Source organism: Streptomyces sp. a15, assembly GCF_059026085.1.
Genome location: NZ_JBWLKM010000021.1, coordinates 59,805 through 78,681 on the forward strand (window position 1 = coordinate 59,805; position 18,877 = coordinate 78,681).

The window sequence follows — 18,877 nt, forward strand, 5'->3', positions numbered from 1 at the left end:
TTAGTGCTCCCCCGGGCGTCCGTTAGCGTAGTGCTTCCGCGGCGCCGAAGGAGATAAGGGTACGTTGAGCAATTCTGCCGACTCCCCCGGGACGGGATCCAGTCCTGCCGGCCGGCGACGTTTCCGGCCCGTGCGGGTGCTCACGGCAGCCGTCTTCGCTCTCGCGGGGCTCATCTTCTTCACGAGTTTCAATACGGCCAAGGGCACCAACATCCGGACGGATGCGTCCTTGCTGAAGCTGTCGGACCTCATCCACGAGCGCAGCCAGAAGAACGGCGAGCTGGACGAGTCCAACGGAGCCCTGCGGCAGGGCAACGAGGCGCTGGCCGATCGCGACGACGGCAGTACCAAGGCCGAGGACGACAAGCTCGCGGCCCTGGAGGAGAACGCGGGCACGCAGAAGCTCACGGGCAAGGCGATCTCGGTCACCCTCAACGACGCTCCGCCGGACGCGACCGCCAAGCTCCCCGGCTATCCCGAGCCGCAGCCCGACTACCTGGTCATCCACCAGCAGGACCTCCAGGCCGTGGTCAACGCCCTGTGGAAGGGCGGCGCCAAGGGCATCAAGGTCATGGACCAACGGCTGATCTCGACCAGCGCCGTGCGCTGCGTGGGCAACACGCTGATCCTGCAGGGCCGCGTCTACTCACCGCCGTACAAGATCACCGCGGTCGGTGACCCGGACGCGTTGCAGAAGGCGCTGGCGGAGAGCCCGGCGATCCAGAACTACATGGTGTACGTCAACGTCTACGGGCTCGGCTGGAAAGTCGAGGAGGACGGGGCGGTGACTCTGCCCGGCTACTCGGGCACAGTGGATCTGCAGTACGCGAAGCCCGTGGAGTGAGTCCCGAGTAGGCCCCTCAGGAGCTGCCGGTGCGCGTCGTCGTCAGGACCGTCAGTGAGTTGTGCATCACCGTCGGTGCCCTGATCGTGCTGTTCGTCGTCTATGTGCTGTTCTGGACCGGTGTGAAGGCCGACCATGTGATGGACGACCAGATCGACCGTTTGCAGGACCAGTGGGCGCAGGAGCCCGTGCGGCCCACGACGTCGGCGGGTGCCTCTGAGAGTCCGGCCGAGCCGGCGCCGTACCGGGCGGGGAAGCCGTTCGCGATCATGTACATCCCGCGTCTTGGTTTCACGTGGAACAAGCCGGTCCTGGAGAACACCGCCACGAAGACCCTGAAGAAGGGTCTCGGCCACTACGCGCGCACCGCGCAGCTCGGGCAGAAGGGCAACTTCGCGGTCGCCGGGCACCGGCGCACGTACGGGGATCCCTTCAAGGACTTCCCGAGGCTGCGGCGGGGCGATGCGGTGGTGCTGACGGACGGGGCGACCTGGTTCACGTATCGGATCGACAAAGGCCCCTACAAAACAGTGCCCTCGGACGTCGAGGTGATCGACCCTGTGCCACGTAAGTCGGGGTATACGCGCCCGGGCCGCTACCTCACACTGACCACGTGCGATCCGGAGTGGGGGCACAGCCACCGGTTGATCGTCTGGGCGCATCTCGACTCCACACAGCCTGTGGAGGCAGGGAAACCACCGGCCCTGCGCCGTTAGTCTGGTGCGGTACGGCGTGAGTCTGGTGCCGTGGTGCGACGGAAGGGACGGCATGTACAGCTTTATCTGGCGGCATCTGCCGGGGAACGCCTGGGTGAAGGCGCTCATCTCACTCGTGCTGGTCGTTGGTGTCGTGTACGTCCTGTTCCAGTACGTCTTTCCGTGGGCCGAACCGCTGCTGCCCTTCAACGATGTGACGGTGGACAACCAGTGAGTGCGCGGATTCTCGTCGTCGACAACTACGACAGCTTCGTCTTCAACCTGGTCCAGTACCTGTACCAGCTGGGCGCCGAGTGCGAGGTGCTGCGCAACGACGAGGTGTCGACGGCGCACGCCCAGGACGGCTTCGACGGTGTGCTGCTGTCGCCGGGGCCGGGGACGCCCGAGGAGGCCGGGGTCTGCATCGAGATGGTGCGCCACTGCGCCGCGACCGGCGTGCCCGTCTTCGGCGTGTGCCTGGGCATGCAGTCGATGCAGGTGGCGTACGGGGGTGTCGTGGACCGTGCGCCCGAGCTGCTGCACGGCAAGACCTCGCTGGTCGAGCACGAGGGCGGGGGTGTCTTCGCCGGGCTGCCGACGCCCTTCACGGCGACCCGCTACCACTCGCTGGCCGCCGAGCCGGCCACGGTTCCGGCCGAGCTGGAGGTCACGGCCCGCACCCACGACGGCATCATCATGGGCCTGCGCCACCGGGAGCTGCCCGTCGAGGGTGTGCAGTTCCACCCCGAGTCGGTGCTGACGGAACACGGGCACCGGATGCTGGCCAACTGGCTGGTGCAGTGCGGGGACCAGGGCGCGGTGGCGAGGTCGGTGGGGCTCGCCCCGGTGGTGGGCAGGGCCACGGCGTGACCGCGCTGCGCCCCGAGCGCGAGGACTCGTACGGCGGGGTGCCGTACGAGTCGTACGACTCGGTGCCGTACGAACCGTCCGTGGGTCGCGAGGTGCCGTACGAAGCGCCGATCGCCCCCGAGGCGCCGATCGCCTTCGAGGCGCCGTACGAAGCTCCCCTCGACGACGAGACGGTGGCGCTGCGGATACCCGAGCCGCCGACGCGTCCGATCGGCGGCGAGTCCATATCCGCCCCTGACGCGTCATCCGCCTCGTCCGCCACAGGAACCCCCATGGGCGGTCGTGCGGCCCGCAGAAGGGCCGCCAAGCGCCGTGGCGGGCGTCATGGGGCTGGTGGGGGGACGGCGGCGGAGCCGTTGGAGTCTTCTGACGAGGGCAGGCCGCTCTCCCGGGTGGAGGCACGGCGCCAGGCACGGGCGCGCAGGCCCGGTGCGGCGGTCGTCGCGAGCCGGGCGATCGGTGAGGTGTTCATCACCACGGGCGTCCTCATGCTGCTGTTCGTCACCTACCAGCTGTGGTGGACGAACGTCCGGGCGCATGCGCAGGCGGACAAGGAGGCGAGCAGCCTCCAGGACGACTGGGCGAACGGCAAGCGCAATCCCGGGACGTTCTCGCCGGGGCAGGGCTTCGCACTCCTCCACATCCCCAAGCTGGACGTGGTGGTGCCGATCGCGGAGGGCGTCAGCAACAAGAAGGTGCTGGACCGGGGCATGGTCGGCCACTACGCCGAGGATCCGCTGAAGACGGCGATGCCCGAGGCGAAGACCGGCAACTTCGGGCTCGCGGGCCACCGGAACACGCACGGGGAGCCGTTCCGGTACATCAACAAGCTGCAGCCGGGCGACGCGATCGTCGTGGAGACGCAGGACGAGTACTTCGTCTACAAGATGGCGAAGATGCTGCCGGTGACGTCGCCGAGCAACACGAGCGTGCTGGATCCCGTGCCGCCGGGGTCGGGATTCACGACGACGGGTCGCTACATCACCCTCACCACATGCACTCCGGAGTTCACCAGCAAGTACCGGTTGATCGTCTGGGGCAAGATGGTCGAGGAACGGCCGCGCAGCAAGGGCAAGCCGGATGCGCTCGTCGAGTAGGGGCAGATGACAAGTGGCAGCGACCACCGACGGCACCGCAGAGCAGACCGACGTGTCCGGGCCCGCGCCGGCACCGCGCCGCCGCGGCATGGGCCGGATCGCCATGGCGGTCAGTGTCTTCGGCGAACTCCTCATCACGGCGGGCCTGATCCTCGGCCTCTTCGTCGTCTACTCGCTCTGGTGGACGAACGTCCTCGCCGACCGCAAGGCGGACCAGCAGGGCGACAAGGTCCGTGACACCTGGTCCGAGAAGGACACCGGTCCCGGCGCGCTGGACACCAAGGAAGGCATCGGCTTCCTCCATGTGCCCGCGATGAAGAACGGCGAGGTCCTGGTCGAGAAGGGCACGTCGTCGAAGATCCTCAACGACGGCGTCGCCGGCTACTACACCGACCCGGTCAAGTCCGCGCTCCCCACCTCCGGCAAGGAGGGCAACTTCAGCCTCGCCGCGCACCGCGACGGCCACGGCGCGAAGTTCCACAACATCGACAAGCTCAAAAAGGGCGACCCCATCGTCTTCGAGACGAAGGACAAGTGGTACGTCTACAAGGTCTACGCGATCCTTCCCGAGACCTCGAAGTACAACGTCAAGGTCCTGTCGGCGGTCCCCAAGGAGTCCGGCAAGAAGAAGGCGGGCCACTACATCACCCTGACGACCTGCACGCCGGTGTTCACGTCCCGGTACCGGTACGTGGTGTGGGGGGAGCTGATGCGGGTGGACGCGGTGAACAGCGAGCGGACGCCGCCGAAGGAACTGAGGTGACTGAAGTTACTTGCAGCAACTCAGTCGCCTAGCATGGCGAAGGCCCGAAGCCGCAACTAACCCTTGCGGCTTCGGGCCTCCGTGTATCACTCCGCGCTTACTCCAGCACGTTTAGTGGTTCCCCTGCGCTCCACTGCTCCAGCAGTCCACGGTGTACGGCGGTGATGCGGCCTTCGGCGGCGATGCTCAGGGCATCAGGGGTGAAGGGGCATGTCGCCACGAAGAGGGCCACTTCCGCGGCGTACAAAACCTTGGCTGATCCGACGAACTTCTGGACGTCGGAGCTGGTGATGGAGAGGTAGGGCGCGAACCTCTTGCACTGCGCGACGAGGCGCCGCCCGTCGGCCGTGAGCGCGATGATGTCGACGCCCCGGTCTCCGCGACCGCCCTGTACGACGACGTTGATGCACCCGTCGCGGCGCAGCAGTTCGGCGACGTGGTGCTCGAACCTGCGGCCGTTCATGGCGTCCATGACGGCCATGACTCCGACGGCGGGCCGGTCCTCGCATGTCCCTTCGAGCCTCTGCAGCCGGGTGTGGTGCTGGTGGAGCCGTCGTTCGATGCGCTGGACTCCTGCCCGTAGGGCGATCAACTCCCTGCGGTGTTCTCCGGACGTTTCGATCAGGGCGTTGAACATCGGGACGACCGTCTTGCCCAGGATGTGGGTGAGGCGCTGGTCGATGCGGTCGTCGAGGGATACATCACCAGTGTGGACGGAGTTGTCCACAGGCTGCGTGCGCGCCACGTGCTCCATGTCCAGGAGGTCCACACGCACCTGACGTGCGACTTCGCTGTCCCGGAGCAGCATGGCGACGTTGAGGATGGCACGGCGTGGGTACAGTGCGAGGGATCGAGAGCGCGACTGGATCCCACTGACCTCCTTGAAGGAGGCCAGTTCTGTACCTGCCAATACGCGGTACCCGCTGGCCGTCAGTTCTTCCCGGTGATCGAGTACCAGGGACTCGATCGCCTTGCGGCCCACTTCGAAATAGGCCGCCACCATCGCCGTAGTCACGTGCATCCCGTAGCACGCTGTCGCGCAGGGTCTTCGATTCCAGCAGTGCCGATTCGTTGATCATGCTCTGCCCTTCCGCTCGCGGTGTGGCCGTACGGCCAGGGCAGAGCTCGACACCCCACCCCACCCCACCCCACCCCACCCCACCCCACCCCACCCGATCAACGACTCGTCACATATGAAGACACGATCGATGTGCGTACGGGTATGCGATGGGCTGGGCGATGTGTTCTGCGACATGAGCCGGTATTGGTGCATGGCTTGGGATCTATTTGGTCTGCGTCGAAAGGGTCGCCAGCAGGCGGACACCGCTGCAGGGGCTCGGTCAGTGATCCAAACGGCGCCGCTCGCCTGCTGGCGTCGGCTGGGCCGGTGACATGAGGTTGTCTTCGGACACGGGCCCTGGAGCTGTTGAATCCGGCCGATATGCCCATGCCGCTGAAGCTGAGGGCCGAAAGTGGAATTGCGCGGTGCAGCCCGAGTAGTGCGTCTGCGCCCCCAACGCAGGCGCGGCTTACCGCGACGGCCACGGCGTGCAGTATCACAACATCGACAAGGTGAAGAAGGTTGAGGCGATCGTCTTCGAGACGAAGGACAAGTGGTACGTCTACAAGGTCTACGCGATCCTTCCCGAGACCTCGAAGTACAACGTCAAGGTCCTGTCGGCGGTCCCCAGGGAGTCCGGCAAGAAGAAGGCGGGCCACTACATCACCCTGACGACCTGCACGCCGGTGTTCACGTACCGGTACCGGTACGTGGTGTCGGGGGAGCTGATGCGGGTGGACGCGGTGAACAGCGAGCGGACGCCGCCCAAGGAACTGAGCAGCTGACCCGGGTCCTCCGAGGAGGACCGCAGAACGAAGCCCCGGCGCCCTCCTGGTGAGGGTTCCGGGGCTTCGTTCGTGTCGCGAGCGACGGTGGTGAGTGGGTCACTCCTCCGTGCGGGCCGCCGTTCCGGTGGGGCCTCCGAAGATGTTGCCGTCGTCGCCGCCGTTCCCGCCGTTGCCGTTCCCGCCGTTGTTGTTGCCGATGCCGATGGTGGTCAGGGTGACCTGGGTACCGGCGGGGTCGTCGACCTCGTTGCCCGCGCCCGGGTCCTGCTGGCTCACGAACGCGGTATCACTCTGATCGCTGCCGTTGGCGAACTGGATGTTGTTGAAGCCGGCCGCGTTGAGGATCTGCTTGGCCTGACCGACGGTCTGGCCGACGACGTTCGGGACCTCCGTCTTGTCCGCCGCCTTGCCGATCTGGATGTTGACTGAGGAGTTCTTGTCGGCCGATTGGCCTGCCTGCGGCGAGGTCTGGATGACCTTGCCGATCTGGTTGACGTCGTCGGTCTCGATCTCGGTGCAGTTGCCGACCAGGTTGCTGGCCGTCATCTGAGCCTTGGCCTCGTCACAGGTCCTGCCGATGACGTCCGGGACCGTGGCCTTCTCCTCGGCCTTGGCGACGGTGAGGGTGATCGTGGAGCCCTTCTCCACTTCCTCGCCCTTGACCGGGTCCTGGTCGAGGACGGTGCCCGGCGTGTCCGAGGACTCCCGGGTCTCCGTCTTGATCGTGAACTCGTAGTCGTCGCCGCTGAGCTTTGCCTTGGCTTCGTCGAGGGTCAGGTCGATCACGCTGGGGACGGTGACCTTCGGGGCGCCGGTCGACACGACCAGGTTGACCGTCGTGTCCTTCTGGACCTTCGTCTCGGCCTTCGGGTCCTGATCGCAGATCTGTCCCTTGGGCTGGGCCTCGCAGGCCTTCTCCGAGGTCGTGAACTTCAGACCGGCATTGATCGCCTGTTTCTGGGCGTCCTCCTGCGTCTGACCGATGAAGTTCGGCACGGCGACCGTGCTGTTGCTCACCCCGCCGCCGTCGAAGATCCACTTCCCGATGAGGATCGCGCCGACCAGCACCAGGACACCGGCCACGACCAGCAGGATCGTTGAGGTGTTCGACTTCTTCTGGCGGCGCCGGTCCGGGCGGTCGTCGTAGCCGTAGCCGCCGTCGTCCGGGTTCATGGGCGGCAGCATGGTCGTGGCGCCGGCGTCGGCGCGCAGGGCCGTCGTCGGCTGGTCGTCGGGGTAGCCGCCGTAGCCGACCGAGCCCATCGCGGCCGTGGCCGCGACCGGCTGGCCGTCGAGGCAGGCCTCGATGTCGATGCGCATCTCGTCGGCGGACTGGTAGCGGTAGTCCGGGTCCTTGACCAGGGCCTTGAGGACGATGGCGTCCATCTCGGGCGTGAGCTCGGGGTCGAACACGGACGGGGGCTGGGGCTCCTCCCGTACGTGCTGGTACGCGACCGCCACCGGGGAGTCGCCCACGAAGGGCGGCCGGACCGTCAGGAGCTCGTAGAGCAGACAGCCCGTGGAGTAGAGGTCGGACCGCGCGTCCACCTGCTCGCCCTTGGCCTGCTCCGGGGAGAGGTACTGGGCGGTGCCGATGACCGCGGAGGTCTGCGTCATCGTCATGCCGGAGTCGCCCATGGCGCGGGCGATGCCGAAGTCCATCACCTTGACCTGGCCGTTGCGCGTCAGCATGACGTTGGCGGGCTTGATGTCACGGTGGACGATGCCGGCCCGGTGCGAGTACTCCAGGGCCTGCAGGATGCCGATGGTCATCTCCAGCGTGCGCTCCGGCAGCAGCCTGCGGCCGCTGTGGAGAAGCTCACGGAGGGTGGAGCCGTCGACGTACTCCATGACGATGTACGGGATCGAGACCCCGTCGATGTAGTCCTCGCCCGTGTCGTAGACCGCGACGATCGCGGGATGGTTGAGCGAGGCGGCCGACTGGGCCTCCCGGCGGAACCGGGCCTGGAAGGACGGATCGCGCGCGAGGTCCACGCGCAGCGTCTTCACCGCCACGGTGCGGCCGAGCCGGGTGTCATGTGCGAGGTATACCTCCGCCATGCCACCACGGCCGAGCACCTGGCCCAGCTCGTACCGGCCGCCGAGGCGACGCGGCTCTTCCATAGCTTCCTACCAGCCCTCTCCGTCGGTCCCGACCGGCACAGTAGTGCGGTCGGGTGGCTGCCGTCCGGGCCTACCGTACCCGGATGGCTTTGTGTGACCTGGCCAAGCCCGTCACCCGATACAGGACCGGTATCGCAACGTGCACCGATGTGAAGGGGACGTGATCGGGGTCACTGCTTGCTGTTGATGACCGCCTCCATCACGCTCTTCGCGATGGGCGCCGCGAGGCCACCGCCGGAGATGTCGTCACGGACGGCTTTGTCGTCCTCGACCACCACGGCCACGGCGACCGGCGAGCTGCCGTCGGCGAGCTTGGCGTAGGAGAGGAACCAGGCGTACGGCTTCTCGCTGTTGTCGACGCCGTGCTGGGCGGTACCGGTCTTGCCGCCCACGGTGACGCCGTCGATCTGCGCGTTCTTGCCCGTGCCGTCCTTGACGACCGTCTCCATCATCGACTGGAGGAGCTGGGCGTTCTTCGAGGACAGCGGCTGGCTGAGCTTCTCCGGGTCGGTCTGCTCGATGGTGTCCAGGCTCGAGGTCTGGAGCTTGTCGACCATGTACGGCTTCATCAGCGTGCCGTCGTTGGCGACCGCGGAGGCGACCATGGCCATCTGCAGCGGGGTCGCGGCGGTGTTGAACTGGCCGATGGAGGACAGCGCGGTCTGCGACTCGTTCATGTCGTCGGAGAAGACCGACGCGTTGGCCCGGACCGGCGTGAACTGCTCGGAGTTGAAGCCGAACTTCTCGGCCTCGGCGAGCATCTTGTCGTTGCCGAGGTCGGCGCCGACCTTGCCGAAGACGGTGTTGCAGGAGTACCGGAGGGCGGTCCGCAGCGTGGCGTTCTTGCAGGGGATGTTGCCCTCGTTCTCCAGCGGCGTCGTGGTGCCGGGCATGATCCACGGCAGCGGCGTCTTGGTGGGCGAGTCCGGGTCCGTGTACAGCCCGTTCTCCAGCGCGGCGGCCGCGGTGACCACCTTGAAGGTGGAGCCCGGCGGGTAGGTCTCGCGCAGCGCCCGGTTGAGCATCGGGTCGTTGGCGTCGCTCTTCTTCTGGAGCTTGCCCCAGGCGTCCCCGTCGTTGGAGCCGGCGATCGTCGAGGGGTCGTACGACGGGTACGAGGCCAGGGCCAGGATCGCGCCGGTGGACGGGTCGATTGCGGCGACCGCGCCCTTGCCGCGGCCCTTCAGACCGTCGTAGGCGGCCTTCTGGGCGGCGGAGTTGAGGGTGGTGACGACGTTGCCGCCCTGCTTCTTCTTGCCCGTGATCATGTCGAGGGTGTTGCGGAAGAAGAGCTGGTCGTCGGTGCCGCTGAGGATGCCGTCCTCGAGGTTCTCGAGCTGGCTGGTGCCGTAGGCCTGCGAGGCGTAGCCCGTGACGGGCGCCCACATGGCGCCGTCCTTGTAGGTGCGTACGTACTCGAAGTCGCCGCTGTCGACTTCCTTGGAGCCGGTGATCTCCTTGCCGTCGACGATGATGTCGCCGCGCGGGGTGGCGTACCGCTCGATGGCGACGCGGCGGTTGGCCGTGTCGGTCCGCAGTTCGTCCGCCTTGACGTACTGGAGCCAGTTGTCGCGGATGAGTAGGGTGAGGACGAGGAGTCCGCAGAAGATCGCGATCCGGCGCAGGGGTTTGTTCATGACGGGCGGACCACCTGGGTCATCTCGGCGTCGGGACTGGGGGCGGGAGCGGGCGCCGGGCGGCGCGCGGTATCGCTGATGCGCAACAAAATGCCGATGAGCGCCCAGTTGGCGATGACGGCGGATCCGCCGGAGGCGAGGAACGGCATCGTCATACCGGTCAGCGGGATCAGGCCCATGACGCCGCCCGCGACGACGAAGACCTGGAGGGCGAAGGCGCCGGACAGGCCGACGGCGAGGAGCTTGCCGAAGGGGTCGCGGGCGGCGAGGGCGGTGCGGACGCCGCGCTCCACGATCAGGGCGTAGAGCACGAGGATCGCCATGATGCCGGCGAGGCCCAGTTCCTCGCCGAAGGTGGCGAGGATGAAGTCGGAGTTGGCGGCGAACCGGATGAGGTCGGAGTGGCCCTGGCCGAGGCCGGTGCCGAGGGTGCCGCCGGAGCCGAACGCCCACAGGGCCTGCATGGCCTGCTCGGAGTGGCCGCTCACGCCCTGCCGGGAGAGCGTGTACTCCTTCATCGGGTCGAGCCAGGCCTGGACGCGCTGCTGGACGTGCGGTTCGAAGCTGGCCACACCGACCGCGCCGGCACCGGACATCAGCAGACCGAAGACGATCCAGCTGGTCCGCTCGGTGGCGACGTACAGCATGATGACGAACATTCCGAAGAACAGCAGCGAGGTGCCCAGGTCGGTCTCGAAGACCAGGATCAGGATCGAGATGAACCAGACGACCAGGATCGGGCCGAGGTCGCGGCCGCGCGGCAGGTACAGGCCCATGAAGCGGCGGCTGGCCAGGGCGAGCGCGTCCCGCTTCACCATCAGGTAGCCGGCGAAGAAGATCGCCAGGACGATCTTCGCGAACTCACCGGGCTGGATGGAGAATCCGGCGACCGAGATCCAGATCTTGGCGCCGTAGATGGAGGTGCCGAGGCCCGGTACGAGCGGCAGCAGCAGCAGGATGAGCGCGCCGACCATGGAGATGTACGTGTAACGCTGCAGGACGCGGTGGTCCTTGAGGAAGATCAGCACCACGATGAACAGGGCGATGCCCATGGCCGTGTACAGCAGCTGCCGGGAGGCGGCGTTGCCGGCCTGGTTGATCGACTGGAGCAGTTCGGACTGGTCCAGCCGCCAGATGACGACCAGCCCGAGCCCGTTGAGCAGCGTGGCGAGCGGCAGCAGCAGCGGGTCGGCGTACGGCGCGAACTTGCGTACGACGATATGCCCGATGCCGGCCAGCAGGCCGAGGCCCAGGCCGTAGCTCAGCAGGCCGGCCGGCACCTTGTCGTTGATGGCCAGGCCCACGTTGGCGTAGGCGAACACCGGGATCACCACGGCGAACGCCAGCAGCGCGAGCTCGGTGTTGCGCCGGCTCGGCGTGCCGATCGCGCCGATGGTGGACGTGTGGTGCGTCGGTGGGTTGGTAGTACTGCTCATCGTGTGACAGGGCCTCTCACGGCTCGGCTACTGCTTGTCGCACTGCGAGACGACCTTCTGCTCCTGGTCGGAGAGGCTGGGGCCGGGGGTGGGCTTGGGCGCAGTCGGGGACGGGGCGGGCGAGGTCGACGTCGATGGATTCGGCGTCGGCGAGGCCTTGGACGACCAAGAGGCGGGTGTGGTTCCCGTGGTGCCGCCGGCCTCGCCCTCGCCGGTCTTCGCGTTGTTCTCGCTCTCGGCTTTCTGCCGGGCTGCTTCCTTCTCGCATGCGGAGGCCTGGACCGCCAGGGCCTCGATCTTCGTCTGGGCGTCCTTGAGCCCGCCCTCGGTGATCGTCGCCTTGACCTGCTTCTGCATGTACGTCGGCAGGTACTTGAGTTCGATCTCGGGGTGGTCCTTGTGCACCTTGGACAGCGAGACCCAGGCGAGGTCCTGGCTGATGCCCCGGTACAGGGCGACGTGTTCGCCGTTGGCGCCGACGTAGTACTGCGTCTGCGTCCAGCGCCAGCCGCCGTAGAGGCCGCCGCCGATGACGGCCAGCGCGAGCGCGACGTAGAAGGATCTCTTGAGCCACTTGCGGCCCTTGCGGGGCTTGACGAAGTCGTCGTCGCCGTAGTCGCCGAAGCCGGCGGTGGAGATGTAGCCGGTGGTGTCGCCGGAGCCGGGCGGGCCGAACTCGCCGCCTCCGCCCTGTCCGGGCACCTGGCGGCCGAGGCCGGAGGCGCGCCCCGCGGGGGTCTGCATGATGCCGTTGTCGTGCAGCTGGAGCTGGTTCTCGGCGACCGCGCCGACCACGACGGGGGTGTCGGACAGCTGGCCGGCGAGGGTGTCCCCGGTGTCGAGGTCGAGGACGTCGGCGACGATGACCGTGATGTTGTCGGGGCCGCCGCCGCGCAGCGCGAGCTGGATGAGTTCCTGGACGGTCTCCTGGGGGCCCTGGTAGCTGGCGAGGGTGTCCTCGAGGGTCTGGTGGGACACGACCCCGGACAGACCGTCGGAGCAGATCAAGTAGCGGTCGCCGGCGCGGACTTCACGGATGGAGAGGTCGGGCTCGACGTGCTCGCCGCTGCCCAGCGCGCGCATCAGCAGGGAGCGCTGCGGGTGGGTGGTGGCCTCTTCCTCGGTGATACGGCCCTCGTCGACCAGGCGCTGCACCCAGGTGTGGTCCTGCGTGATCTGCGTGAGGACGCCGTCGCGCAGCAGGTAGGCGCGCGAGTCGCCGACGTGGACCAGGCCGAGGCGCTGGCCGGTCCACAGCAGGGCGGTGAGCGTGGTGCCCATGCCCTCCAGCTGCGGGTCCTCCTCGACCATCGCGCGCAACTGGTCGTTGGCGCGCTGCACGGCGGTGCCGAGGGAGGTGAGGATGTCGGAGCCGGGCACGTCGTCGTCGAGGGCGACGATGGTGGAGATGGCCTCGGAGGAGGCGACCTCGCCGGCCGCGGCGCCGCCCATGCCGTCGGCGATGGCGAGCAGGCGCGGACCGGCGTATCCGGAGTCCTCGTTGCCCTCCCGGATCATGCCTTTGTGCGATCCGGCGGCGAAGCGCAGTGACAGACTCATGCGCACCTCGCCCGTCGGCTCCGGGTACATCCGCACGGTGCCCACCCTCCGGTCGGGAGCGCGCCGGGGCCCGGGGTGCCGGGCGCCGCTGCGTGCTCGCTCCGCTCGCGCTCATTCATGACGTAGCACTACTTCCGCAGCTCGATGACGGTCTTGCCGATGCGGAGGGGCGCGCCCGGTGCGATCGGTGTGGGGGTCGTCAGCCGCGTTCGGTCGAGGTACGTGCCGTTGGTGGAACCCAGGTCCTCGACGATCCACTGGCCGTCACGGTCCGGGTAGATCCTGGCATGTCGGCTGGAGGCGTAGTCGTCGTCCAGCACGATGGTGCTGTCGTGCGCCCGGCCCAGGGTGATGGTCTGGCCCTGGAGCGCCACCGTGGTACCGGTGAGTGTGCCCTCGGTCACCACCAGCTTGGTGGGGGCGTTACGACGCTGGCGGCCACCGGCGGCGGCCTGCTGGCGCTGTTGCGGGGGCGCGGCCTGCCGGGCGGCGGCCTGCTGCTGCCGTCCGCTCTCCCGGCGCGAACCGCGCTGGGTGACACGCGTACCGAACAGGTCGCTGCGGATGACCTGCACGGCCACGATCACGAACAGCCACAGTACGGCCAGGAAACCCAGCCGCATGACCGTGAGGGTCAGCTCTGACATTGCCCCCGCTTCACCCTTCGGCTTGCCGGTAAATGATGGTGGTACTGCCCACGACGATCCGCGAGCCGTCGCGGAGCGTAGCGCGGGTGGTGTGCTGCCCGTCCACCACGATGCCGTTGGTGGACCCGAGATCCTGGATGGTCGAGGGCGTTCCGGTCCGGATCTCACAGTGCCGGCGCGAGACGCCGGGGTCGTCGATCCGCACGTCGGCCTCGGTGCTGCGACCCAGCACGAGCGTCGCGCGGGAGATCTGATGGCGGGTGCCGTTGATCTCGATCCAGTGGCGCATGCGACCGCCGGCCGCGGGAGCGGGAGCAGGTGCGACCGGGGGCCGCTGTCCGCCCGCGGGCTGCGGGTAGCCGTAGCCGCCGGGACGGCCGCCGGGCGGCGGCGCGGCCGGCATCGGCGGGGCGGCCGCGGGTGCGGCGGCGGGCGGGTAGCCGTAGCCGCCGGGCGCCGGCCGGCCTGGGGCCGGGGCCGCCGGGGCGCCGCCGGGAGCCTGCTGGCTGGTGGAGGAGGCGAGCGTACGGCTGCGCACCCGGTACAGGCCGGTGTCGAGGTCGTCCGCCTTCTCCAAGTGGACCTTGATGGGGCCCATGAAGGTGTAGCGCTGCTGCTTGGCGTAGTCGCGCACCATCCCGGCGAGCTCGTCGCCGAGCTGGCCGGAGTAGGGGCTGAGCCGCTCGAAGTCCGGAGTGCTCAGCTCCACGATGAAGTCGTTGGGTACGACCGTCCGGTCGCGGTTCCAGATGGTCGCGTTGTTGTCGCACTCGCGCTGGAGCGCTCCCGCGATCTCCACGGGCTGTACCTCGGACTTGAACACCTTGGCGAAGGTGCCGTTGACCAGACCTTCGAGACGCTGCTCGAACTTCTTCAGGACTCCCATGGGGCACCTCCTCCGTAGCCGCTGCTGTCCTGTGTCCCGCTGAGCGGGCACTGCCTTGCCCGGTACTGCTGCTGGTACTGCTTACTGATCGTATCCACGCGCCGTCGAATCGGCTGGTTCCCCCTGTCGGCCCGGTCGACGGGTGTCGACGCCTCCGAAGTTCCCTCCGGAGCTCCCCTTCGAACTCTTCTCGGACGTAGTCCTGCCAAGGATCGTAGAGGCGGCCGCAGACAAGTGTCCCGCACCGGACTGTGGACCTGGACCGCTCCTGCGGAGACGGTCGGGACCGGTACGAGGTTGATACGTGAACAGGTCGGCGTTGATACGTCTGCCGACGGAATCGGGGGCGGGGTGGCGGACTGACGCAGAGTGTGCTGGTCGGCGGCTGCCCGGCCATAAGGGATGTGAACCCACCCCGTCCTGCGTGCTAATGTTCTGCGTGTCGGAAGGCGCCGCCCCCAAGGGGGAACAGCCCGAAGACACACCCAATGCGCGGGTGGCGGAATAGGCAGACGCGCTGGATTCAGGTTCCAGTGCCCGAAAGGGCGTGGGGGTTCAACTCCCCCCTCGCGCACAGCGAAGAACCGACGGAACGGGTCTTCACCAGTGACGAAAGTCACGGTGAGGGCCCGTTTCTCGTTGGTCGTGCGTTGGTCGTGGCGGGGGTCCGGCGGTGAGCTATCTCACGGTCGGGAGCCTCTGAGGAGAAGGCCCCGAGAAGAAGGCCCCGAGAAGAAGGCTCTGCGAAGAAGGCTCTGCCGCGAAGGCGACGGGCTGCGGGGTCAGTCGCCCGGGCGCAGGTGCCGCAGGACGGCTTCCGCCTCGGGACGTGTCCTGCCGACGGCCAGCAGTTCCGCCGTGGCGGTGGCGGGGGCGGAGCCCTCCCATGTCTCGTCGTTCACCGACTCCAGCATCGAGACGACGACCGACTCCATGACGTGGGCCGGCACAGGCGCCGGCAGGTGGTCGGCGAAGACTCCGTCCCGCTGTCCCTGCGCGAGCAGTTCACCGGCCAGATTGCGTACGGGCGTCAGCGCGCCGCGGATGTCGCCGTCCAGGTCGTGGCGGCCGAGCGCGATGAGCATGCGGAAGCGGTCGCCGATGCCCCAGACGGCCATGATGTAGCGGGCCAGGGACAGGTCGGCGGGCTCGGCGGGGTTGCGCTCCTCGACGAACGCCTGCCGGATCGACTCCACGGCCTCCTCGGCCAGGGCGTTGACGAGATCCTCCCGGCCGGCGAAATGGCCGTAGAGCGTGCGGCGGGCGATACCTGCCGCGCGGGCGATGTCGTCGACGGTGGTCTCCGGATCCGCGCTCAGCGTCTCGCGCGCGACGTCCAGAATGCGCCGCCGGTTCGCCTGCGCGTGCCGCCGACGGGGTGCCGCCTTCGCACTCTCGGTCATCGCCTGCTCCTCGTGTCGCTCCGGCGAAGACTCGCATATGGGCGTGGCCTGCGGCAGGGAGGGCCTGAGGGCGGGTGGCCTGCTGTGGAGGTGCTTCGCCGGGTGGGACGGATGCCCGCCCCACCCGGCCGGCAGGCTTATGCCGCGACCCGCTCGGCCACTTCCTTGGCCTTGGCGGACGCGTCCTGGAGGGCGCGCTCGCGCGAGGCCTCGAAGAGCGGGATCAGTTCGGTCATGGCCGGGTTCTGCGGGGCCATCGTGAGCTCCGGGACGATGAAGTGAAGGTCCACGGCGAGGGTGTCGGCGAGGACGGCCTGAAGGTAGGTCTGGACGTACTCGTAGCCCTCGCGCGGGGTGCCCGGCGCGTACGAGCCGCCGCGGCTGGCGACGACGGTGACCGGGGTGCCCTTGACCTTGGAGTCCTCGGTCATGGCGGTACGTCCGATGAGGATCACGTTGTCCAGCCAGGCCTTGAGGGTCGACGGGATCGAGAAGTTGTACATCGGGGCGCCGATCAGCACCGCGTCCGCCTGCTCCAGTTCCTCGATCAGCTGCACGCGCGCGGAGAAGGCGGCCGCCTGCTCCGGGGTGTGCGCGGCCGGGTCGGCGAAGCCGGCGGTGTGGGCCTCGGCGGTGATGTGCGGGACGGGGTTCGCGGCGAGGTCGCGGTAGATCACCGTGCCCTCGGGGTGCTGCTCCTCCCAGGCCTTGCGGAAGGCGTCCGTCACGGAGCGGGACGCGGAGGCGTCGGTGGGGAAGACGGAGGAGTCGATGATCAGGAGCGTGGCCATGGAGTCTCCAGGGGACGGCGGTCTGGCCCACGGGATGCTCGTTCCGTGGGCTAGTAATACGTACTCGACTATGGATAACACAGTCACTTACTTTTTTTCATCACCTTCGGGAAGGGCAGTACCCTGAGGGACATGACGGTCGAGCAGAGTCACGACCCCGCGGCGTGCAAGCGGGTCGACGACGGCATCACGCGCGTCTTCCAACTGCTCGGGAAGCGCTGGACCGGCCCGATCGTGTCCGTCCTCACCAACGGGCCCGCCTACTTCGTCGACCTGCGCCGGGCCGTCCCCGGCATCAGCGAGCGCATGCTTTCCGACCGCCTCACCGAACTCGGCGCCGCCCGGCTCGTCGTCCGCCAGGTCGACGAGGGGCCTCCGCTGCGGGTGTCGTACCGGCTGACGGAGGCGGGGGCCGCGCTGGCTCCGGCGCTGGGGCTGCTCAAGGAGTGGGCGGAGGAGCATCTGCCGGAGGGGGAACGGCCGACGGGGTGCTGATGGCGGGCTGCGGGGGTGCCGGCGTTGCTTCGTAGGTGCTTGGTGCTTGGTGCTTGGTGCTTGGTGCTTGGTGCTTGGTGCTTGGTGCCGGTAGGCCGTCGCTGTGGTGCCGGTGTGCCGTCGGTGTGCTGAGGACTGTCGCCGTTTTCCACAGCTGTGCAGTTGTCCACAGGGTCTGACGCGTTTCGGCCCTCCGCTGTACGGTCGGCACGAGTTGATGTTCGTGCGTACGCGGGGGAGGCGGTCGCTGTGACCGAGGTCGGTGCGGAGACGTTGGTCGGGGACGCGGTCCCCGTTCAGGAGGCGGCGGCGAGTGCCGGGAGCACCCGTCGGCTCCCCAGGGTCCGCGGCTTCGCCGACTGGCCCGCCGAGGGCACTCCCAAGGAGGAGGGCAGGGCGCTGCGGCGAAGCGTCCCGCGCAGTGCGCACGCCGTCCTCGACCTGGACGGGGGACGGCCCGACGCGGTGAGCGCGGTCGAGGAGTCCGGCCGGGGCCGTATCCCCGAGCTCACGCCCATACGGGTCGGCAGGATGGCGGCCACGCCCTTCGCCTTCCTGCGCGGTTCGGCCGGCCTCATGGCCTACGACCTGGCGCGCACCCCGATGACGAGGATCCGTGCCCAGATCTGCGGCGACGCCCACGCCGCCAACTTCGGTCTGTACGGCGACGCGCGCGGCGGTCTGGTCATCGATCTGAACGACTTCGACGAGACGGTGTACGGCCCCTGGGAGTGGGACCTCAAGCGGCTCGCCGCCTCCCTTGTACTCGCCGCCCGTGAGGCGGGCGCCGACGAGGACACCTGCCGCAAGGCGGCGCACGACGCGGCCGGTGCCTACCGCCGCACCATGCGGCTGCTGGCCAGGCTTCCGGTCCTGGACGCGTGGAACGCCATCGCGGACGAGGAGTTGGTCTCCCACACCGACGCCCACGACCTGCTCGGCACCCTGGAGCGGGTCTCCGAGAAGGCGCGGGCCAACACCAGCGGGCGCTTCGCCGCGAAGTCGACGGAGCCCACCGAGGACGGCGGCCGCCGCTTCGTCGACGCCGCGCCGGTGCTGAGGCGGGTGCCGGACGAGGAGGCCGCGTCGGTGGCCGCGTCCCTGGAGCAGTACCTGACCTCGCTCTCCGAAGACCGCCTCCCCCTGCTGGCCCGTCACGCGGTGCACGACGTCGCCTTCCGCGTCGTCGGCACGGGCAGCGTCGGCACCCGGTCGTACGTCGTCCTGCTCCTCGACCACCGGGGCGAACCGCTCGTCCTCCAGGTCAAGGAGACGCGCCCCTCGGCGCTGGTGCCGCACCTGGCGAGCGCCGGGTTCGAGGCGCCGAAGGTCGACCACGAGGGCCGGCGGGTGGTCATGGGGCAGAAGCGCATGCAGGTGGTCAGCGACATCCTGCTGGGCTGGACCTCGGTCGACGGACTGCCGTTCCAGGTACGGCAGTTCCGCAACCGCAAGGGCAGCGTCGACCCCACCGCCCTCGCCGCCGACCAGCTGGACGACTACGGCCGGATGACCGGCGCCCTCCTGGCCCGCGCCCACGCCCACAGTGCCGACCCGCGCCTGATCGCCGGCTACTGCGGCAAGAACGAGGAGCTGGACGAGGCGATCACCGCGTTCGCCGTCGCCTACGCCGACCGCACGGAGGCGGACCACGCGCAGCTGGTGGCGGCGGTGCGGTCGGGGCGGATCGCGGCGGAGGTGGGTGTGTGAGGGGGGTGTGCCCGGGCGCTCGGTGTCCGGGGTGCTGGCAAGGGCGTGTCCGTGTCCTGAAAGGGCCTGCT

Annotated in this window: 17 protein-coding genes, 1 tRNA gene and 1 pseudogene; 10 read left to right on the forward strand and 9 right to left on the reverse strand. The window is 68.5% G+C overall.

The annotated features are described in order from the left end of the window. Positions 1–64: 64 nt before the first annotated feature. The 6 genes from AC5P09_RS22515 to AC5P09_RS22540 are packed head-to-tail and all read left to right on the forward strand — an operon-like array spanning position 65 to position 4,269. Positions 65–844 carry a DUF881 domain-containing protein gene (locus tag AC5P09_RS22515; protein ID WP_493875613.1) on the forward strand — a complete coding sequence of 260 codons (780 nt, stop codon included), beginning with the start codon at positions 65–67 and terminating at the stop codon, positions 842–844. Positions 845–873: 29 nt separating this feature from the next. Next, positions 874–1,560 (forward strand): class E sortase, encoded by a 687-nt coding sequence (locus AC5P09_RS22520; protein ID WP_493875614.1) that lies wholly within the window; start codon positions 874–876, stop codon positions 1,558–1,560. Positions 1,561–1,612: 52 nt separating this feature from the next. Continuing rightward, positions 1,613–1,774 carry a hypothetical protein gene (locus AC5P09_RS22525; protein ID WP_266436623.1) on the forward strand — a complete coding sequence of 54 codons (162 nt, stop codon included), beginning with the start codon at positions 1,613–1,615 and terminating at the stop codon, positions 1,772–1,774. Then, positions 1,771–2,409: an aminodeoxychorismate/anthranilate synthase component II gene (locus AC5P09_RS22530; protein WP_266436622.1), complete on the forward strand. Its 639-nt coding sequence runs from the start codon at positions 1,771–1,773 to the stop codon at positions 2,407–2,409. The genes AC5P09_RS22525 and AC5P09_RS22530 overlap by 4 nt, the downstream gene beginning before the upstream one ends. Further along, positions 2,406–3,506 carry a class E sortase gene (locus tag AC5P09_RS22535; protein WP_493875615.1) on the forward strand — a complete coding sequence of 367 codons (1,101 nt, stop codon included), beginning with the start codon at positions 2,406–2,408 and terminating at the stop codon, positions 3,504–3,506. The genes AC5P09_RS22530 and AC5P09_RS22535 overlap by 4 nt, the downstream gene beginning before the upstream one ends. 13 nt (positions 3,507–3,519) lie before the next feature. Beyond that, positions 3,520–4,269: a class E sortase gene (locus AC5P09_RS22540; protein WP_493875616.1), complete on the forward strand. Its 750-nt coding sequence runs from the start codon at positions 3,520–3,522 to the stop codon at positions 4,267–4,269. 97 nt (positions 4,270–4,366) lie between these two features. Here AC5P09_RS22540 and AC5P09_RS22545 read toward each other — a convergent pair whose 3' ends face one another. Continuing rightward, positions 4,367–5,290, reverse strand: a complete 924-nt coding sequence (locus AC5P09_RS22545) for a restriction endonuclease (RefSeq protein ID WP_493875617.1) — start codon at positions 5,288–5,290, stop codon at positions 4,367–4,369. Between the two features lie 503 nt (positions 5,291–5,793). Between AC5P09_RS22545 and AC5P09_RS22550 the strand changes: the two are divergent. After that, a pseudogene (locus tag AC5P09_RS22550) lies at positions 5,794–6,114 on the forward strand (sortase domain-containing protein); the annotation flags it as partial. A gap of 99 nt (positions 6,115–6,213) precedes the next feature. On the opposite strand, the gene pknB reads toward AC5P09_RS22550, so the two are convergent. The 6 genes from pknB to AC5P09_RS22580 form a co-directional block, all read right to left on the reverse strand. Further along, a complete protein-coding gene (gene pknB, locus AC5P09_RS22555; RefSeq protein ID WP_493875618.1) occupies positions 6,214–8,241 on the reverse strand; it encodes a Stk1 family PASTA domain-containing Ser/Thr kinase in 2,028 nt (675 codons plus the stop codon). A 170-nt stretch (positions 8,242–8,411) separates the two neighbouring features. After that, entirely contained in the window at positions 8,412–9,878 is a 1,467-nt protein-coding gene (locus AC5P09_RS22560; RefSeq protein ID WP_493875619.1) for a peptidoglycan D,D-transpeptidase FtsI family protein, read from the reverse strand. After that, positions 9,875–11,314: an FtsW/RodA/SpoVE family cell cycle protein gene (locus AC5P09_RS22565; RefSeq protein ID WP_493875620.1), complete on the reverse strand. Its 1,440-nt coding sequence runs from the start codon at positions 11,312–11,314 to the stop codon at positions 9,875–9,877. The genes AC5P09_RS22560 and AC5P09_RS22565 overlap by 4 nt, the downstream gene beginning before the upstream one ends. Before the next feature lie 27 nt (positions 11,315–11,341). After that, positions 11,342–12,874, reverse strand: coding sequence for a Stp1/IreP family PP2C-type Ser/Thr phosphatase (locus tag AC5P09_RS22570; protein ID WP_493875621.1), 1,533 nt, complete (start codon positions 12,872–12,874; stop codon positions 11,342–11,344). Between the two features lie 128 nt (positions 12,875–13,002). After that, the gene (locus tag AC5P09_RS22575; protein ID WP_266436609.1) at positions 13,003–13,521 is read right to left on the reverse strand and encodes an FHA domain-containing protein FhaB/FipA; all 519 of its coding nucleotides are present in this window, start codon (positions 13,519–13,521) and stop codon (positions 13,003–13,005) included. A 10-nt stretch (positions 13,522–13,531) separates the two neighbouring features. Next, complete coding sequence (locus AC5P09_RS22580; protein WP_493875622.1) at positions 13,532–14,407, reverse strand: FHA domain-containing protein; 876 nt, start codon at positions 14,405–14,407, stop codon at positions 13,532–13,534. Positions 14,408–14,897: 490 nt separating this feature from the next. Here AC5P09_RS22580 and AC5P09_RS22585 point away from each other — a divergent pair. Next, a tRNA-Leu gene (locus AC5P09_RS22585) sits at positions 14,898–14,981 on the forward strand. Between the two features lie 208 nt (positions 14,982–15,189). Here the strand turns inward: AC5P09_RS22585 and AC5P09_RS22590 are convergent. Then, positions 15,190–15,810 carry a TetR/AcrR family transcriptional regulator gene (locus tag AC5P09_RS22590; protein WP_493875623.1) on the reverse strand — a complete coding sequence of 207 codons (621 nt, stop codon included), beginning with the start codon at positions 15,808–15,810 and terminating at the stop codon, positions 15,190–15,192. 137 nt (positions 15,811–15,947) lie between these two features. Beyond that, a complete protein-coding gene (locus AC5P09_RS22595; protein WP_493875624.1) occupies positions 15,948–16,601 on the reverse strand; it encodes an FMN-dependent NADH-azoreductase in 654 nt (217 codons plus the stop codon). Between the two features lie 132 nt (positions 16,602–16,733). Between AC5P09_RS22595 and AC5P09_RS22600 the strand changes: the two genes are divergently transcribed. Further along, positions 16,734–17,096 (forward strand): winged helix-turn-helix transcriptional regulator, encoded by a 363-nt coding sequence (locus AC5P09_RS22600; RefSeq protein WP_493875625.1) that lies wholly within the window; start codon positions 16,734–16,736, stop codon positions 17,094–17,096. 273 nt (positions 17,097–17,369) lie between these two features. Further along, on the forward strand, positions 17,370–18,806 hold the full coding sequence (locus AC5P09_RS22605; protein WP_493875678.1) for a DUF2252 domain-containing protein: 1,437 nt from the start codon (positions 17,370–17,372) through the stop codon (positions 18,804–18,806). Positions 18,807–18,877 lie beyond the last annotated feature (71 nt).

Excerpts from the sequence above, each read along its gene's own strand:
- pknB (WP_493875618.1), bottom strand. The coding sequence starts at position 8,241 with ATGGAAGAGCCGCGTCGCCTCGGCGGCCGGTACGAGCTGGGCCAGGTG.
- AC5P09_RS22525 (WP_266436623.1), top strand. The coding sequence starts at position 1,613 with ATGTACAGCTTTATCTGGCGGCATCTGCCGGGGAACGCCTGGGTGAAG.
- AC5P09_RS22575 (WP_266436609.1), bottom strand. The coding sequence starts at position 13,521 with ATGTCAGAGCTGACCCTCACGGTCATGCGGCTGGGTTTCCTGGCCGTA.
- AC5P09_RS22570 (WP_493875621.1), bottom strand. The coding sequence starts at position 12,874 with ATGAGTCTGTCACTGCGCTTCGCCGCCGGATCGCACAAAGGCATGATC.
- AC5P09_RS22560 (WP_493875619.1), bottom strand. The coding sequence starts at position 9,878 with ATGAACAAACCCCTGCGCCGGATCGCGATCTTCTGCGGACTCCTCGTC.
- AC5P09_RS22545 (WP_493875617.1), bottom strand. The coding sequence starts at position 5,290 with ATGCACGTGACTACGGCGATGGTGGCGGCCTATTTCGAAGTGGGCCGC.
- AC5P09_RS22565 (WP_493875620.1), bottom strand. The coding sequence starts at position 11,314 with ATGAGCAGTACTACCAACCCACCGACGCACCACACGTCCACCATCGGC.
- AC5P09_RS22595 (WP_493875624.1), bottom strand. The coding sequence starts at position 16,601 with ATGGCCACGCTCCTGATCATCGACTCCTCCGTCTTCCCCACCGACGCC.
- AC5P09_RS22580 (WP_493875622.1), bottom strand. The coding sequence starts at position 14,407 with ATGGGAGTCCTGAAGAAGTTCGAGCAGCGTCTCGAAGGTCTGGTCAAC.
- AC5P09_RS22590 (WP_493875623.1), bottom strand. The coding sequence starts at position 15,810 with ATGACCGAGAGTGCGAAGGCGGCACCCCGTCGGCGGCACGCGCAGGCG.
- AC5P09_RS22600 (WP_493875625.1), top strand. The coding sequence starts at position 16,734 with ATGACGGTCGAGCAGAGTCACGACCCCGCGGCGTGCAAGCGGGTCGAC.